The organism is Pantoea conspicua (assembly GCF_002095315.1).
GTDB lineage: Bacteria > Pseudomonadota > Gammaproteobacteria > Enterobacterales > Enterobacteriaceae > Pantoea > Pantoea conspicua.
Genome location: NZ_MLFN01000018.1, coordinates 1 through 16393 on the forward strand (window position 1 = coordinate 1; position 16393 = coordinate 16393).

A 16393-nucleotide genomic window follows, 5' to 3' on the forward strand; every position below is an offset into this window, starting at 1 on the left:
TTAATTGGAAAGCCCTGACTTAACGGTCAGGGCTTTTTCCATTGGTGCGAATAACGTTGGCGAAGTTGCGCAGCGCTGCCGTAAAGCCACGCCAGCGCAAATACGATCGGGCCAGTTAAGGTAATTCTGCAGTCGAACGATCCTCGATCCGCCAGGGTTGATCGGCAGTCCACTCACTGAGAAAATCGATAAACGCGCGCACCCGCTGACTCACGCCAGTGTCTCTGTAATAAACGGCATTAAACGGCATCTCGACCGGCAAACGCTGTTCTGCCAGCAACTCAATCAATTTCCCCTCGGCAATTTCCCGATCGATCATATAATCAGACAGGCAGGCAATACCGTTACCGTTCAGGCACAATTGCTTGATGGTTTCGCCGCTATTAGACGAAATTTCCCACCGGATATCGTAAAGTTCACCATTTTCCTGAGAGACAGGCCAGCGGTTGAGTCGTGAGGGATCAGCGAAGCCGAGACAGTGATGTTGAGCCAGATCCGCTACCGTTTTCGGTATGCCATATTCAGCCAGATAGCCTGGCGACGCAACCAGCTTACGGAAGCTATTGAACAGCAGTCGCGCGCGCAGCGTTGAGTCCGTCAGATTGCCTGCGCGAATGGCCACATCAACTTTGCGTTCAATAAGGTTGATAAAGCTCTCTGAAGAGATCAAAGAGATCGTAATTTCCGGATAGCGCGCACGGAACGGTTTGATCATCGGCATCAGTAAATGCAGGATCACCGGCGTTGCGGCATCAACACGTAACAACCCACCAGGTGCCTGCAGGCTTTCAATCAATTCGCTTTCCGCACTGGTCATCTCTTGCAAAAAGCGTTGCACATGGCGGAAATAGCGCTCGCCCTCCTGAGTCAGTGCCAGTTGACGGGTAGTCCGGGTCAGTAATGCAATGCCCAGTTTACCCTCAAGCTTTTTTATCGTCCGGCTGACAGCAGAGTTAGCCATCTGCATCTGCTCAGCAGCACGACTGAAGCTGCCACTTTCTACTACACTGACAAACACTTTCAGTTCGTCGGAAGACGCCTTCATGACTCCTCTCCGTATGGTGACGTGAATCGGTTACCGGGCCAATATACTCTGTGGCGTGAGGTCATTATTTGTCATCATTATAGGGGGTTGATGGCCCTCTGGCTGAATTGCGCGATACCTTTTACCGCGAAACTGAGTCAGACCGGATAAAAAAGGCGGATTTGCAGATGAAAAGTGGCATGGATTCCGACAATGCTCAGCATCCATTGAAACCCCGGTCTAAAATCCCTATAACAGATCAGTGTTATCTGTTTTTGAATCATCAGCCAGGCGGGAAAGTGCGCAAAAAAACTTATGCAATGCGATATGTTGCGGGACAACCAGCGGAACAGATTTTTCCGCCGGGCGCGATGCTACATCTCGGTCAGGGACTGCCACCCGGCGCGCCATTGCCCGCTCATCCCAACCTGAAAGTTCTGGTATGGAATATCTTCAAGCAGCAGCGTGCCGACTGGATGTCAGTGCTGGAAGGATTCGGCAAAGACGCTCATCTGGTGTTGTTGCAGGAGGCGCAGACCACACCGGAGCTGGTACAGTTCGCTACCAGCAATTATCTGGCTGCCGATCAGGTGCCCGCCTTTGTGCTGCCTCAGCACCCCTCAGGCGTGATGACGCTGGCCTCAGCTCACCCAGTCTACTGTTGTCCGCTGCGCGAGCGTGAGCCGCTTCTCAGGCTGGCAAAATCGGCGCTGGTCACCGCCTACCCGTTACCGACCGGCGATATGTTGATGGTAGTGAACATCCATGCGGTTAATTTCAGTTTAGGCATCGATGTCTACAGCAAGCAGCTGGGACCGATTGGCGAACAGATCATGCACCATCGCGGACCAGTGATCATGGCGGGTGATTTCAATGCCTGGAGCCGTCAGCGTATTAATGCGCTCTATCGCTTTGCCCATCGGATGAAACTGGAGGAGGTGATGTTTACCGCCGATCATCGCCGCAAAGCCTTTGGCCGCCCACTGGACTTCGTATTTTATCGCGATCTGGCGGTGAGTGAAGCCTCGGTGCTGGTCACGCGTGCGTCTGACCATAATCCGTTACTGGTGGAGTTTAACCCGAGAGGCTAATCGGCGCGGAAGAATGAGTTAACCCGGCTGGCGCGGAAGGGCAGGGGAGGGCGAAGAAGCGGGGCAAATAAAAGAAAAAGGCTGACATTTGTCAGCCTTTTCAACGTATCAGGTATCAGGATTCGCGTTATTATTCACAAACAGCGTTAAGTTATCGCCGGGCTGAATATTTTTCGCACTGTCCAGCACACTGTTCCAGCGCATCACGTCTTTAATATTGACGCCGTGATGCCGTGCAATACTGGCAAGAGAATCACCTTTACGTACGCGATAGGTGATGCTGTTGCCGTTATCAGCCAGTCGGGTGCCATTCGAACCGATAGTCAGGGTCTGACCCGGTCGGATATCAGCACCGCGCAGGTTGTTATCCTGCTTCAGTGTACTCACGCTAACGCCAAGTTTCGAGGCAATCCCTGACAGGGTATCACCCCGTCGCACTTTGTAACCGCCACTGGCGCTGGCTTTCGCCAACTGAGTCGGTTGCACCGCTGCGATATCACCGGATGCCAGTGAGTTACGCAACTTCGCGACGTTGGACTTAGGCACCATAATATAGTGCGGTCCGTTTGGCGCTGTTGCACCGCCTTTGTAACCGGTATTGAAGCTCTTGAGTTTAGTGAGCGACATACCCGCCATTTCTGCGGCCTGCGTCAGTTTAATCTGCTGACCCACTTCCACGCGTGCCAGAGCGCGGCTTTCGTTCGGGGTCGGCAGTTTGATACCGTAACGCTTGTTATTTTTGAGCAATTCACTCAGAGCTAACATTTTCGGCACATACACCGTGGTTTCGCGTGGCAGCGATAAGTGCCAGAAGTCAGTCGGCTTACCGCGCGCCTTATTCTGCTTAATCGCTTTGAGCACCCGTCCTTCACCACTGTTATAGGCGGCAATAGTCAGTAACCAGTCACCGTCAAACATTGTGTTGAGACGCTGCATCATATCCAGCGCAACCTTAGTGGATGCAACGACATCACGTCGCCCATCGTAATATTGGTTCTGTTTCAAACCATAGTTTCGACCCGTTGCCGCAACAATCTGCCAGATACCAGCGGCATTGGCGGATGAGGTTGCGCGGGGGTCAAAAGCGCTCTCCACTATGGGTAGCAGTACCAGTTCCATCGGCATTTTACGTTTCTGTATCTGCTCGACTATCCAGTACATGTACGGCTCTGCCCGTAATGTTACATCGTGGAGATAGCTCTTATGTTTTAAAAATTTACTTTTTTTGTTCGCGGATTGCCGGGTTTTCCGGAATCCCCATCTTCAACTCGTCACTAATGAAACTCCAGAGATCTGCGTCTGCTGCGAGGCCAGTTCCATCTTCCTGCCAACGCGGCGACAAAAACTCGTCTCCGTACTTTCCATTTTCACCTTGACCAGCTGAAGACAGACTCTGGGCATGCTGTTCGGGGATATTGGCGTCATTCCGTGATGCCTGACATCCCACCAGCAAGACCGAGGCGAGTAATATCGCTTTAGCCTTCATGTGTGTGTCAATAGTTCGCTTAAAAGACGAGCAACTATACGTGACGACTTTTCACAACACAACCCGAAAAATCAAAAAGCGTCTTTCTTCTCGCGTAGAACGGCAAATGTTTGCCATACCGGCTCTGCAGGCGAATTAACGCTTAAAGCCCTTTGCAAATCAGGATCTTGCGTACGGAGAAATAAATTTATTGACCGTTCGTGCGCCAGTTTTGTTGGCAAACTAATGCCATTTTCGGCGCGTAAGTCCTTAATTTTCTGATATTCAGCCGTTATTTGCGGGTCATGGGGCAGAATAGCCGCAGCAAACTTCAAATTGGATAAAGTATACTCATGTGCGCAGCAGACCAGAGTCTTCCCTGGTAACTGATTAAGCTTTTGAAAGGAATGGTACATTTGCTCAGCGGTTCCTTCAAAAAGACGTCCACAGCCGCCTGAAAACAGCGTGTCACCACAGAAAAGATAAGGTGCGCTGTAATATGAGATATGTCCTAAAGTGTGTCCCGGTGTGGCGATCACCTCAAAGGACAAACCCATTACCTCGACCCGATCACCTTCACGAACCCGGGTTTTCGCCCCTTTACTGGCGGTTTCCTCTGGACCGAAAACCTCAAGCTGCGGGAACTGCTCACACAGCGCTTTTACCCCACCGGTGTGGTCGTTATGGTGGTGGGTTAACAGAATGGCGACCGGTTGCCAGCCGTTGGCGGCCATTTTTTCTAACACCGGTTGTGCTTCGCCGGGATCGACAATCAGGCATTTCCCGTCATCATCTGTCAGTGTCCAGATGTAGTTATCCTGCAACGCAGGAATACTGGTAAGATTCATCATCACCTCTCGCAGGCCATAGGAAAAGGAAGAGGGTAAAGCATGAAGCCCGCTAAAACACGCCAGATTCTGAATGCGCCGCTCTCATGGCGCGATATGCCATGGGGAGACTATTTTCGTGACGCGCTGACGCAGCAGCTTCAGCCTTACCTCGGAAAGCTTTATGGCTTTCATATGCTTAAGCTTGGCAACCTGAGCGCAGAAATCAACACCGAAAACTGCGCTATTTCACATCAGGTTAATGTCGGCAGTGAAGGCGAGCTATTACAGGTGCTGGCAAACCCCATGCAGCTGCCGTTTGAATCGAAATCCATTGATGCCTGTTTACTGGCCCACACCCTGGCATGGAGTCAGGATCCGCATCGGGTATTACGTGAAGTCGATCGGGTCTTGATTGACGATGGCTGGATGATCATCAGCGGCTTTAATCCCTTTAGCCTGCTTGGCGTCAGTAAATTTGTGCCGGGTCTGCCACGTAAAGCGCCGTGGAGCGGCAGGATGTTCAGCCAGATGCGATTACTCGACTGGCTGGGGCTGCTCAATTATGAAGTGGTCTACCGCACCCGCTTTCAGGTGCTGCCGTGGCACCGGCAGGGCGGAAAATTGATCAGCGCCCATCTGCCGGCGCTGGGATGCCTGAATATTGTGGTGGCGCGTAAGCGAACATTCCCGCTGATTCCGACACGGGCGAGGAAAAGCCTCAGTACCAGTAAAATTCGTCAGACGGTCAACGCCACGCGCCAGTTCCGGCAGAAAGAGGATCAGGATTCGGTTTTATAACCGATATCCTCAAAGGCAGGATTCTCAGCGGCACTGCGCGCCAGTTCATCACAGCGCTCATTCTCAGGATGTCCGGCATGGCCTTTAACCCATTCCCACTCAATTTTGTGGGTGCTGAGCGCCAAATCGAGACGCTGCCAGAGATCGACATTCTTCACCGGTTTTTTATCGGCCGTTTTCCAGCCGCGTTTCTTCCAGTTGTGGATCCAGCTGGTAATACCCTGACGGACATACTGACTGTCGGTGCTGAGCACCACGTCGCACGGCTGCTTCAGCGCTTCCAGTGAGACAATCGCCGCCATCAGCTCCATCCGGTTATTAGTGGTAAGGTGATAACCGGCGCTGAAGGTTTTCTCATGCTGGCCGTAACGTAAAATGGCACCGTAACCGCCGGGGCCGGGATTTCCAAGACAGGATCCATCGGTGAATATTTCTACCTGTTTGCGCATCTCTGGTAGACTTCCTCTCAAAAACGCCAAGTCTGACATAAAACGGGTCTTATGAGCACTGCAAATAACCGCCAGATCGTACTCGATACTGAAACCACCGGCATGAACATGATCGGGGTGCATTATGAGGGGCACCGCATCATTGAGATTGGTGCGGTCGAAGTGATTAACCGCCGCCTGACCGGTAACAATTTTCATATGTATCTGAAGCCCGATCGGCTGGTGGATCCGGAAGCCTTTGGCGTGCATGGCATTGCGGATGAGTTCCTGGCCGACAAGCCTGCGTTCAGCGAGATTGCGGATGAGTTTCTTGATTACATTCGTGGTGCTGAATTAGTGATCCATAACGCCCCGTTTGATATCGGCTTTATGGACTACGAGTTTTCAAAGCTGAACCGCGGCATTGAGAAAACTGAAACCTTCTGCAAAATTACCGACAGCCTGGCCCTGGCGCGCCGGATGTTCCCGGGCAAGCGCAACAGCCTTGACGCGCTGTGTTCACGTTATGAAATCGACAACAGCAAACGAACCCTGCACGGCGCACTGCTCGATGCCGAGATCCTGGCTGACGTTTTTCTGACCATGACCGGCGGGCAGACTTCACTCTCGTTTTTATCAGAGAGTGAAAGCGCCCGCCAGGCGCAGGGCGAAAGTATTCAGCGCATCGTGCGTCCGGCGTCCGCCTTACGGGTGGTAACGGCCAGTGATGAGGAGATCGTTGCGCATGAATCACGTCTCGATCTGGTGATGAAGAAGGGCGGCAGCTGCCTGTGGCGCAGCTGAGATCGGCGATTTTGCGGGTAAAATCAACGAGAAGGTGAAAAAACCAGCAAACGATTTCCGCCACCGGAAAAAGCGTTGACGTGTTAACAGCCTGCCATTAATATTCGCCTCGTTCTCGACGGGGAACAAAGCGCGGAGCGGTAGTTCAGTTGGTTAGAATACCTGCCTGTCACGCAGGGGGTCGCGGGTTCGAGCCCCGTCCGTTCCGCCAATCTCTTTAAAGAAGCCGATTCAGAAATGAATCGGCTTTTTGCTGTCTGCGCGCCAGGTCTGTCAGCGTGCTTAATCCTTCTGCACTGCCACGTGATTGCGCCAGGCTGCAACCTCTTCTCCTTCACGCTCGTCACGGGCGATAAAGCGATAACAGCCTGCCGCCAGACCCGCACCGATAAACCAGCTAAAGTTCGCGACCTCATGCAGTGACGGAATAAAACTGATTACCAGACAGATCGCCACCGACGGTAGCAGGGCGCCAATCGCTTTCGGATTAAAGCCGCCGCGATACCAGTAACGGCCTGCCGGGGTATCATTGAACAGATCGTCGACATTGATACGTCCACGCTTAATCAGATAAAAATCGGTCAGCAGAATACCGAACAGTGGTCCGATAAAGGAGCCCAGTACGTCGAGCGTGTAGTGAATCAACTCCGGTGACTGGAATAGATTCCACGGCGTTAACAGTACCGACCCTACCGCGGCGATCATCCCGCCCGTGCGGAAGCTGATTTTTTGCGGCGAACAGTTGGAGAAGTCGAAGGCGGGTGAAACAAAGTTGGCGACGATATTGATGCCGATGGTAGCGATGATCATGGTCAGCAGGCCAATCGCCACTGCCAGGTCATTGCCGACCCGGCTGACCGTTTCGATCGGGTCGGTGATCATTTTGCCGAACAGGGACTGCGTACCCGAGACAATCACCACTGTCACAATCGAAAACAGCAGGAAGTTGAACGGTAAACCCCAGCGGTTGCCGCGACGGATCTCCGACATGCTTTTACCGTAGCGTGAGAAATCACCAAAGTTCAGTAACGGACCGGAGAAGTAGGAGACCACTAATGCGGTGGCGGTAATCATCTGCCACGTCTGCTCGCCAGCCGACAGCGACTTGCTGGCAAGGGTAAACGAGATACCATCAAAACCGGTCTTGTATACAATCCAGCCTGCCAGCGCCACCATCACCACATAGACTGCCGGTCCGGCAACATCAATAAAGCGTTTAATGGCGCTCATGCCGTGCCAGAACACCATGGCCTGCAGCAGCCACATAGTACCAAAGCAGCACCAGCCCAGCAGCGACAGTCCCAGCCAGCTGCTTTCGGTCATGGACGACAGCGATGGCACAAACTTCAGCAGGACCAGCATCAGGGCATTGGCCGCTAAATAGGTCTGAATGCCATACCACGCAAAGGCGATCAGGCCACGAATCACTGCCGGAATATTGGCGCCAAACACGCCAAACGCCTGACGGCAGATCACCGCATAAGGCACGCCCGCCATCTGACTCGGTTTCGCCACCAGATTGGCGCAGAGTTGCACAATACAGATGCCGACCAGCAGACACAGCAGCACCTGCCAGCTGGCTAACCCCAGTGTAAAGAAGCTGGCCGCCACCACATAACCGCCCATGCTATGCACATCTGACATCCAGAACGAAAAGATGTTGTACCACGACCAGTTCTGGTCGCGGGTGGGTGCCAGGTCGTCGTTACACAGCCGGGGGCTGTAGCTGGCGTTGGCTTCAGAGGCCTTGCTGGCCACCGTTGAATGATTTGGCATGAAACCTGCTCCTCTACCCGAGAGTGAAATGAATAATTGCGTGAAACGCTATTGCAGGATTCAGGCCAGATTTGTTTTCTTGTATACAAAAATTATTGTTCACGTATACGATACGTTGCGCACAGCCACCGACCGGAGCGGGTAATGAAGAGTGAAACAGGCCAGAGACAGGCTGCCGAACTGCATCAGAAAGATGAGGCTATTTACCAGGCGTTAATGAACGCTATCGTTGAACATCAGCTGCCGCCCGGCAGTAAATTACCTGAAGAGGCCCTTTCCGCGGTGTTTGGCGTCAGTCGCACCGGGATCCGAAAAGTGCTGCAACGCCTCGCGGCAGTGCAAATGGTGACGCTGACGCCCAAACGCGGTGCACAGGTCACGACCCCAGGCGTGGATGAGGCGCGCGATATTTTTCGTACCCGCAGCTTAATAGAGTGCGCCAATCTGCCTGCGGTGCTGGCGCATCTGCAGGCCCCGCATCTGGCGGCGCTGGCACAACTGATTGAGCAGGAGAATCAGGCGCACGCCGATCGTGACGGCGCAGCCGCGATTCGGTTGTCGGCGGCCTTTCATATACAGCTGCAGGCGATTTCGGGTAACCAGGTGCTGACCGGGATCGTAACCCGCCTGACACAGCGCTCATCGCTGGTGATTGCCGCCTATGGCGCCCCGTGGCAGCACGGCTGCCGCTGCGACGATCACAGCCGGTTGCTCAGCCTGCTGCGGGATCGCGCCTTAGCGCCGCTGACCCAGGCCCTGCAGCACCACTTTGATCATATCGTCTCCAGCCTGCACTTTGAGCGCAGCGGCGAGACGCTGCCCGATTTCAGCCGGCTGTTTGGCAGCGACAAAGGAAACGCATCATGAGCCTGATTCAGGTCATTAACCCGAATACCAGTCTGGCAATGACTGAAACCATCGGCCAGGCGGCCCGTGCCGTAGCGGCACCGGGCACCGACATTCTGGCCGTCTGTCCGGCGCACGGCGTACCGTCAATTGAGGGTCACTTCGACGAAGCGATAGCCGCTATCGGCGTGCTGGAGCAGATCAAACTGGGCAAAGCACAGGGTGTCAGCGGCCATGTCATCGCCTGCTTCGGCGACCCGGGCTTGCTGGCGGCGCGGGAGCTGGCCAGCGGTCCGGTCGTCGGCATCGCAGAAGCGGCGATGCACACCGCGACGCTGCTGGCGACGCGGTTCTCGATTGTCACCACGCTGCCACGCACCCTGGTGATTGCGCGTCATCTGCTGCAGCAATATGGCTTTACCCATCACTGTGCGGCGCTGCATGCCATCGATCTGCCGGTGCTGGCGCTGGAAGATGGCAGCGGTGTTGCGCAGGAGAAGGTACGCCAGCGCTGCATCCAGGCGAAGCGTGAAGATGGCAGCGGGGCGATTGTGCTGGGCTGTGGCGGCATGGCAACGCTGGCCGCTTCGCTGACGCAGGAACTCGGTTTGCCGGTGATCGATGGCGTGGGCGCGGCGGTAAAAATGGTGGAGTCGCTGGTGGCACTGGGTTTTGGCACCAGTAAACATGGCGATCTGGCCTGGCCTTTGCAGAAACCTCTCTCAGGTGCGTTTCAGCATCTAAACTAACGGAACTCTCCCGATTGATCACAGGAAGCGAGTAATGACTGACGCTGCAGAGAAGAAAGAGTACAGCTTTAACAAAAACTATCCGCGCGATTTAATCGGTTATGGCGCTAACCCGCCGCACGCCGCCTGGCCCAACAACGCCCGCGTGGCGGTGCAGTTTGTCCTGAATTACGAAGAAGGGGCGGAAAATAGCGTGCTGCACGGCGACGCTGGCTCGGAGCAATTTCTTTCCGACATCATTGGCGCGGCCAGTTACCCGGATCGCCACATGTCGATGGAGTCACTGTATGAGTACGGCTCACGCGCGGGCTTCTGGCGCATCCATAACGAATTTCAGAAGCGGGATCTGCCATTAACTGTGTTTGGCGTGGCGATGGCGCTGGCACGTCATCCGGAAATTGTTGAGGCGATCAAACAGGCGGATTATGACGTGGTGAGCCACGGCTGGCGCTGGATCCACTATCAGGGAATGGATGCAAAAACCGAACGCCAGCACATGCAGCAGGCGGTGGACGTCTTGCTCGACCTGTTTGGCAAAGCGCCCACCGGCTGGTATACCGGCCGTGACAGCCCGAATACCCGTCGTCTGGTGGTGGAGCAGGGCGGATTCAGTTACGACAGTGACTACTATGGCGACGACCTGCCATTCTGGACCCAGGTCACCTGTCAGGATGGTACGGTCAAACCGCACCTGATCATCCCTTATACTCTGGAATGCAACGACATGCGCTTTGCTTCGCCACAGGGCTTCAACACTGCCGAACAGTTCTTTACCTACCTGCGCGATACCTTTGATGTGCTGTATGAAGAGGGCGAAACCGCACCGAAAATGATGTCGGTGGGGATGCATTGCCGCCTGCTGGGACGTCCGGGGAAATTCCGTGCCCTGCAGAACTTCCTCGATCATATCCAGCAGCACGATGACGTCTGGATTTGCAGCCGTCAGCAGATTGCTGACCACTGGATCAAAACGCATCCGGCACCCGACGCGCCCTGATGACTGCAAGGCGTTTCATTCAGCCGTCAGGCCGGATGAAACGCCTCGCCAGCCCGCTTAACTCATCAGGCTTACCTGCGCCGCAACGATGCACCAGCCGTGCGGCAACCGCACCCAGGTTTGCTGCTGGCGGCCGATTTTATCGCTGCCGGCGCGGGTAAACTCGGTGCTGCACACCGCGTAATCTTCGCCAAAGGTGGTGATCACCGTGTTGCGCAGCGTCCGGTCCAGCCCGGCGGAAGGGCGGGCCGCCCGGAATGCGCGGATCTCATCAATGCCATACAAATTCTCACCGGCACCCAGCCGCACGGTACGGGGATCATGCCAGAACAGCGCATCCAGTTCGGCGATATCGTTGCCGATCAGCGCCTGCTCGTAGCGGGTAAACTGCGCCGTCACTTCACTGACTATCTGCGGTAAATTGATCTGTTGAATATCCATCAGGCTCCTGCCATGTTGATTTGCGCCACGGTGAACCCTTGCTGTTCCAGCAGCCAGGCAGCACGCAGTACGGCGGCTTCATTAAAGGGACGGGCGATTAACTGCAGGCCAATCGGCAGACCGCTTCGGGTTGCCAGCGGCACGGTACAGACCGGCAATCCCAGGAACGAGATCGGCTGCGTCAGCATACCCATGCTGGCTTTGGCGGGCAGTTCCTCCCCCTTTATCGTGATAGTTTGCTGACCAATGGTGATTGCGCTGCACGGCGTCGCCGGGGCGATCAGCAGGTCAAATTCGCTGAACAGCGGCAGTACCTGCTGCTGGAAATGGCGGCGGAAACGCTGCGCCTGCAGATACCAGACACCGGGCATCATCGCCCCCGCCAGTAATCGCTCGCGTGAGTTGGGCTCAAACTGTTCCGGCATCTGGCGCAAGGCGGGCAGGTAAGCGTTACCGCCTTCCGCCGCCGTCATGATAAAGGCCGCGGAGCGTGCCAGTTCGGCTTCCGGCATCATCACCTCGTCCTGCGCGTTGAGCGCGGCGGCGACAACCGCCACCGCAGCCCGCGCCTCCTCATCACACCATTCACTGAAAAAGCCGCCCAGTACGCCGCAGCGTAGGCCTTCCAGACCGCGGGATAAGGTTGGCAACGTTGCGGCCGCGGGACGGCTGGCCTGAAACGCATCGTTGCTGTCTGCGCCCTGTAGCTGGTCATAGACCAGCGCCAGATCGTCGACCCGACGGGCAAAGGGGCCGATGTGGTCGAGGCTGGCGACAAACGGATGGCTGCCGCTACGCGACAGGCGGCCAAAGGTGGGCTTCAGGCCAAAGGTGCCGCACAACGAGGCAGGCACCCGAATCGAGCCGTTGGTGTCGGTACCAAGCGAAAAATGGACCAGACCGGCCGCGACTGCCGCAGCCGATCCCCCCGAGGAGCCACCGGCCACGCGGCTCAGATCGCGTGGATTATGGGTGGCACCGTAATGGCTGTTTTCGGTGGTAAAGCCATAGGCGTAGGCATCCATATTCAGCATGCCCGACAGCGTTGCGCCCGCCTGTCGCAGCCGGTCGATGGCAAACGCATCGGCACGCGCAGCGGGCCGCTGGCTGAACAGACTGGCACCGGCCAGCGTGCTATAGCCTGCAACGTCAAACAGGTTTTTTACCGCGTAAGGAATACCCGCCAGTGGCGGCAGATCTTCACCGCGCTGCCGCCTGGTATCGATACTCTCTGCCTCTTTCAGCATCCGTTGCCCGGTCACCTCAGTCCATGCATTGAGCTGCGGATTGTATTGCTCAATCGCCTGCAGTGTGGTTTCAGCCACCTCTCTGGCGCTGATCTCACCGTTGTGGATCGCCAGTCGTAATGCCTGAATCGAAACGTCGCTCAGTTTCATGCCTGATACACTCCCGCGACATCCAGTCGATCGTCCAGCGGATAGGCCATCAGCGGCTCCGCCATCTGCGCAATTCGCGTTAGCTGGGTTAATAACTCTGCGCGCCGGGCATCATCCAGCTCCAGTTGCAGCATCTGCTCCATATGAGCGATGTAGTGGGTCCAGTCGGGTGGGTTCATGGTGGGCTCCTGTTAAAAACCGGCGGCGCTGCCGTTGCTGCGTGGATCGCTGGCGCCTTCAAACATGCCATTGCTGTAGCGCACGATAGCGCCCGCATGGCCGACAAATTCACTGAAGGCCGGCAGCAGCTCGACCTGATGTCCCCACTGACGCAGCTGCTCCACCGTTTCCGGTGCGAGGCGGCTCTCCAGTTTGAGCGAGTCGGAAGACTGACCCCAGGTGCGGCCCAGCAGCCAGCGCGGCGCGCTCACCGCCTGTTGCAGTGGCAGGCCCTGAATCACATGACGGGTAAAAATTGCCGCCTGGGTCTGCGGCTGACCATCGCCTCCCATCGAGCCATAGACCAGCGTGCGGCCATCTTTCAGGCGCGCGGCTGCGGGGTTAAGGGTATGGAACGGCTGCTTGCCGGGGGCCAGCGCCAGCAGGTGCTCGGGATCGAGACTGAAAGCCGCACCGCGGTTCTGCCAGGTGATGCCGGTGCCGGGCAGTACCACGCCGCTGCCAAATTCGTGATAGATACTCTGAATAAACGACACCGCAAGGCCACTGCTGTCCATTACGCCCATCCAGACGGTGTCGCCTGGCCCGCGGCCGTTGCCCCAGGGCGCCGCCTGGCGATCGTCGATCTGACTGGCGAGCGTGCAAAGATGATCGCTGTCGAGCAGCGCCTGCAAATCTTCGGTAACGTGACGCGGATCGGTGATGTATTTATCACGCAGCGCAAAGGCTTTTTTGGTTGCCTCAACGATGCGGTGGATGGTCTGCGCTTCAGTGGCGTTGCCCATCTCCAGTGCGTCGGTGATGCCCAGGATCGCCAGCGACACCATGCCCTGGGTTGGCGGCGTCATATTCCAGATATCACCTTCGCTGTGTGACAGATGCAGCGGCGTACAGCGGCGGGCGCGCTGCTGTTGCAGATCTTCAAGGGTGATTGGCATACCCAGCGCTGACAGCTCACTGGCCAGGTGGCGAGCCAGCGGACCGCGATAAAAACTGTCGAGCCCCTGTTCCGTCAGCTGGCACAGCGTTTGTGCCAGCGCCGGCTGGGTAAAGCGGCTGCCCGGCTGCGGCACGTCGCCATCAGGCATAAACGTGGCGGCAAAGCCGGGCTGATGCTGTAACTCATTGCGGAATGTCGTCGTGGCGGCCGTCTGCGAAGCGGTCACCGGAATACCATCGGCGGCGTAGCGAATGGCATCGCGCAGCAGACGCGCCAGCGGCAGCGGCGTACCGCCCAGCTCCGCGCCCAGCTGTAACGCTTCCTGCCAGCCGCTGACCGTGCCGGCGACGGTTAATGCGGCTTTCGGACCCCGGTGCGGGATCTGGTGATGATCGGCATAAAAATCGAAATGGGCCAGCGATCCGGCTGCGCCACTGGCATCAATCGCGACAGGATCGCCGCCTGGCGGCATAATCAGCCAGAAGCCATCGCCGCCAAGGCCATTCATGTGCGGATAGACCACGGCGATGGTTGAGGCTGCCGCCACCATCGCTTCAATGGCGTTGCCGCCGTCACGCAGCACCGCCAGCGCACTTTCACTGGCCAGATGGTGCGGCGTCACCGCCATCCCCTGCGGGGCCATATTGCTTTGAATCATGCTTTTCTCGTTCTGTGATCGGGTGACAGAACGGTATACAAAGCAAGAGCTGTTCCAGTTTTCATTCCGGCCGCCATTACAGCCGCGTTAACCTGGCGCAAATTATGCTAGCTTCAGCTGAAACAAAAGTTACAGGACCTGTTATGCAACAGCTTGATGAACGACTCAGAAGCCACTATTCCCAGCTCTCACCGCAAGAGCAGCGTATTGCCGACTTTGTTTTTGACCATTTTGACGATCTGATCAGCTACAACAGCGCCGAGCTGGCGCGGCTCAGCGGCGTGTCGAAAGCCACCGTCAGCCGGTTATTCAAACGTCTGGGCTATGAAAAGTACAAAGAGATGCGCGATGAGCTGCGTACTCTGCGACAGAGCGGTATGCCGCTGACCGATAACCGTGATGCGGTGCAGGGCAACACCTTGTTGTCGCGGCACTATAAGCAGGAGATGGCTAACCTGACGCAATGGGTCAATAGCCTGGATGCGCAGCATTTCGGCGAGGTGATCCAGCAGCTGGCGCAGGCAAAACGGGTGTTTATTATTGGTATGCGTAACGCCTATCCGGTAGCGCTGCACCTGCGTCAGCAGCTGATGCAGGCGCGGCCGCAGGTGCATATTCTGCCACAGCCAGGCCAGACGCTGGCCGAGGAGCTGGTGGATATCACGCCGGACGATATGGTGGTGGTGATGGCGTTCCGCCGGCGCACCCGGATGATTCGCCCGCTGATGCAGCAGCTACAAACCGCCGGCATCCCGCTGCTGGCGCTGTGTGAGCCGCAGGCGCAAACGGTGATTGCGCTGGCACGCTGGCAGCTCTGCGCGCCGCTCGACAGCGTCTCGGCCTTTGACAGCTATGCCTCGGCAATGAGCCTGATCAACCTGATCGCCAACGCGCTGCTGCATGAAATGCTGGCGCAGGGTCGCCAGCGTATCCATCAGATTGCCGACCTTTACCAGCAGTTTGACGAGCTGGAGCACCGCTAACAGGCACCGTTTTGGTGCTTTGCCCCCTTTTAGTTCAGCCTCTCCCAATAGCGAATTGCGGCGGGTAACGCCGCTTTCCTCACAATCTCATTACCGTTCACCCCTTTTCTTCCCGCTGCGCTGATTGGCACATTAGTTGCAGATTGGATTCTAAAGAATCTTTTGTTTCACACAATCTCACCGGGGTGCATAATGAAAAAAGTTTTGATGGCGGTTGCGGCAGCGGCATTACTGATGGCTCAGGCGGGCAGCGCGCTGGCCGATCAACTGCAGGACATTCAGCAGCGTGGCGTGATCCGCGTAGCCGTGCCGCAGGATTTCCCGCCGTTTGGTTCGGTCGGCACGGATCTGCAACCGCAGGGTTACGACATCGACATGGCAAAATACCTGGCGAAGCAGATGAAACTTAAGTTACAGCTGGTGCCGGTCAGCAGCGCTAACCGGGTGCCCTATCTGCAGACCGACAAGGTTGATCTGGTGATCTCCAGCATGGGCAAAAACGCCGAGCGTGAAAAAGTGATCGATTTCACCCGCGCTTATGCGCCGTTCTTCCTCGGCGTATTCGGGCCGAAAGGCGAAGAGATCAAATCGGCGGCGGCACTGAGCGGCAAATCGATTGGCGTTACGCGTGGTGCAGTGGAGGATATGGTGCTCAGCGAAGTGGCTCCCAAAGATGCACAGGTGAAGCGCTATGAAGATAACAACACCACGTTATCTGCGTATCTCTCCGGTCAGGTTCAGTATGTCGCGACCGGTAACCTGGTGGTGGCCGCTATCGCCCGTCAGAACCCAGGTAAAGCACCGGTGGCCCAGTTCATGCTGAAAGATTCGCCCTGCTTCATTGGGCTGAAGAAAGAGCAGCCGGCACTGAAAGCGAAGATCGATGCGCTGATTGAGCAGGGTATCAAAGATGGCACCCTGAATAGCCTGTCAGAACAGTGGCTGAAAGCCCCGCTGCCCGCCAGCCTCGGCGCCTGAGGAACGGA

Annotated in this window: 16 protein-coding genes, 1 tRNA gene and 1 pseudogene; 9 read left to right on the plus strand and 9 right to left on the minus strand. The window is 56.3% G+C overall.

Translation table 11 applies throughout. The features are described from left to right. Positions 1 to 115 precede the first annotated feature (115 nt). Entirely contained in the window at positions 116 to 1045 is a 930-nt protein-coding gene (gene yafC / locus HA41_RS08600; protein ID WP_094120426.1) for a DNA-binding transcriptional regulator YafC, read from the minus strand. Positions 1046 to 1323: 278 nt separating this feature from the next. On the opposite strand from yafC, the gene HA41_RS08605 reads away from it, so the two are divergent. Further along, positions 1324 to 2115: an endonuclease/exonuclease/phosphatase family protein gene (locus HA41_RS08605; RefSeq protein ID WP_094120479.1), complete on the plus strand. Its 792-nt coding sequence runs from the start codon at positions 1324 to 1326 to the stop codon at positions 2113 to 2115. Positions 2116 to 2223: 108 nt separating this feature from the next. On the opposite strand, the pseudogene mltD reads toward HA41_RS08605, so the two are convergent. After that, positions 2224 to 3601 (minus strand): annotated as a pseudogene (gene mltD / locus HA41_RS08610) (murein transglycosylase D). 71 nt (positions 3602 to 3672) lie between these two features. Then, positions 3673 to 4428, minus strand: a complete 756-nt coding sequence (gene gloB / locus HA41_RS08615) for a hydroxyacylglutathione hydrolase (protein ID WP_094120480.1) — start codon at positions 4426 to 4428, stop codon at positions 3673 to 3675. A 42-nt stretch (positions 4429 to 4470) separates the two neighbouring features. Between gloB and HA41_RS08620 the strand changes: the two genes are divergently transcribed. Next, positions 4471 to 5208 carry a class I SAM-dependent methyltransferase gene (locus tag HA41_RS08620; RefSeq protein WP_094120428.1) on the plus strand — a complete coding sequence of 246 codons (738 nt, stop codon included), beginning with the start codon at positions 4471 to 4473 and terminating at the stop codon, positions 5206 to 5208. Here the strand turns inward: HA41_RS08620 and rnhA are convergent. Then, a complete protein-coding gene (gene rnhA / locus HA41_RS08625; protein ID WP_094120429.1) occupies positions 5190 to 5657 on the minus strand; it encodes a ribonuclease HI in 468 nt (155 codons plus the stop codon). The genes HA41_RS08620 and rnhA overlap by 19 nt on opposite strands. 51 nt (positions 5658 to 5708) lie before the next feature. Between rnhA and dnaQ the strand changes: the two genes are divergently transcribed. Further along, positions 5709 to 6440, plus strand: coding sequence for a DNA polymerase III subunit epsilon (gene dnaQ / locus HA41_RS08630; protein WP_094120430.1), 732 nt, complete (start codon positions 5709 to 5711; stop codon positions 6438 to 6440). Between the two features lie 134 nt (positions 6441 to 6574). Next, positions 6575 to 6651 (plus strand) — tRNA-Asp (locus HA41_RS08635). A gap of 71 nt (positions 6652 to 6722) precedes the next feature. Here HA41_RS08635 and HA41_RS08640 read toward each other — a convergent pair. Next, positions 6723 to 8216 (minus strand): NCS1 family nucleobase:cation symporter-1, encoded by a 1494-nt coding sequence (locus HA41_RS08640; protein ID WP_094120431.1) that lies wholly within the window; start codon positions 8214 to 8216, stop codon positions 6723 to 6725. 144 nt (positions 8217 to 8360) lie between these two features. Between HA41_RS08640 and HA41_RS08645 the strand changes: the two genes are divergently transcribed. Genes HA41_RS08645 through puuE form a run of 3 tightly spaced genes read left to right on the plus strand, consistent with a single transcriptional unit; the run spans position 8361 to position 10808 of the window. After that, positions 8361 to 9083 (plus strand): GntR family transcriptional regulator, encoded by a 723-nt coding sequence (locus HA41_RS08645; protein ID WP_094120432.1) that lies wholly within the window; start codon positions 8361 to 8363, stop codon positions 9081 to 9083. Beyond that, positions 9080 to 9811: an allantoin racemase gene (hpxA, locus tag HA41_RS08650; protein WP_094120433.1), complete on the plus strand. Its 732-nt coding sequence runs from the start codon at positions 9080 to 9082 to the stop codon at positions 9809 to 9811. The genes HA41_RS08645 and hpxA overlap by 4 nt, the downstream gene beginning before the upstream one ends. A 34-nt stretch (positions 9812 to 9845) precedes the next feature. Beyond that, the gene (puuE, locus tag HA41_RS08655) at positions 9846 to 10808 is read left to right on the plus strand and encodes an allantoinase PuuE (protein WP_094120434.1); all 963 of its coding nucleotides are present in this window, start codon (positions 9846 to 9848) and stop codon (positions 10806 to 10808) included. Positions 10809 to 10865: 57 nt separating this feature from the next. On the opposite strand, the gene hpxZ is transcribed toward puuE, so the two are convergent. Genes hpxZ through HA41_RS08675 form a run of 4 tightly spaced genes read right to left on the minus strand, consistent with a single transcriptional unit; the run spans position 10866 to position 14424 of the window. Further along, entirely contained in the window at positions 10866 to 11249 is a 384-nt protein-coding gene (gene hpxZ / locus HA41_RS08660) for an oxalurate catabolism protein HpxZ (protein WP_094120435.1), read from the minus strand. Further along, on the minus strand, positions 11249 to 12646 hold the full coding sequence (locus HA41_RS08665) for an AtzE family amidohydrolase (protein WP_094120436.1): 1398 nt from the start codon (positions 12644 to 12646) through the stop codon (positions 11249 to 11251). The genes hpxZ and HA41_RS08665 overlap by 1 nt, the downstream gene beginning before the upstream one ends. Beyond that, complete coding sequence (hpxX, locus tag HA41_RS08670; protein WP_094120437.1) at positions 12643 to 12825, minus strand: oxalurate catabolism protein HpxX; 183 nt, start codon at positions 12823 to 12825, stop codon at positions 12643 to 12645. The genes HA41_RS08665 and hpxX overlap by 4 nt, the downstream gene beginning before the upstream one ends. 12 nt (positions 12826 to 12837) lie before the next feature. Further along, positions 12838 to 14424: a gamma-glutamyltransferase family protein gene (locus HA41_RS08675; RefSeq protein ID WP_094120438.1), complete on the minus strand. Its 1587-nt coding sequence runs from the start codon at positions 14422 to 14424 to the stop codon at positions 12838 to 12840. Between the two features lie 143 nt (positions 14425 to 14567). Here HA41_RS08675 and hpxU point away from each other — a divergent pair, with 143 nt between their 5' ends. Together hpxU and HA41_RS08685 are read left to right on the plus strand one after the other, a co-directional pair. Then, a complete protein-coding gene (hpxU, locus tag HA41_RS08680; protein WP_031374964.1) occupies positions 14568 to 15407 on the plus strand; it encodes a MurR/RpiR family transcriptional regulator HpxU in 840 nt (279 codons plus the stop codon). A gap of 192 nt (positions 15408 to 15599) precedes the next feature. Then, positions 15600 to 16385 (plus strand): transporter substrate-binding domain-containing protein, encoded by a 786-nt coding sequence (locus HA41_RS08685; protein WP_094120439.1) that lies wholly within the window; start codon positions 15600 to 15602, stop codon positions 16383 to 16385. Positions 16386 to 16393: the final 8 nt, after the last annotated feature.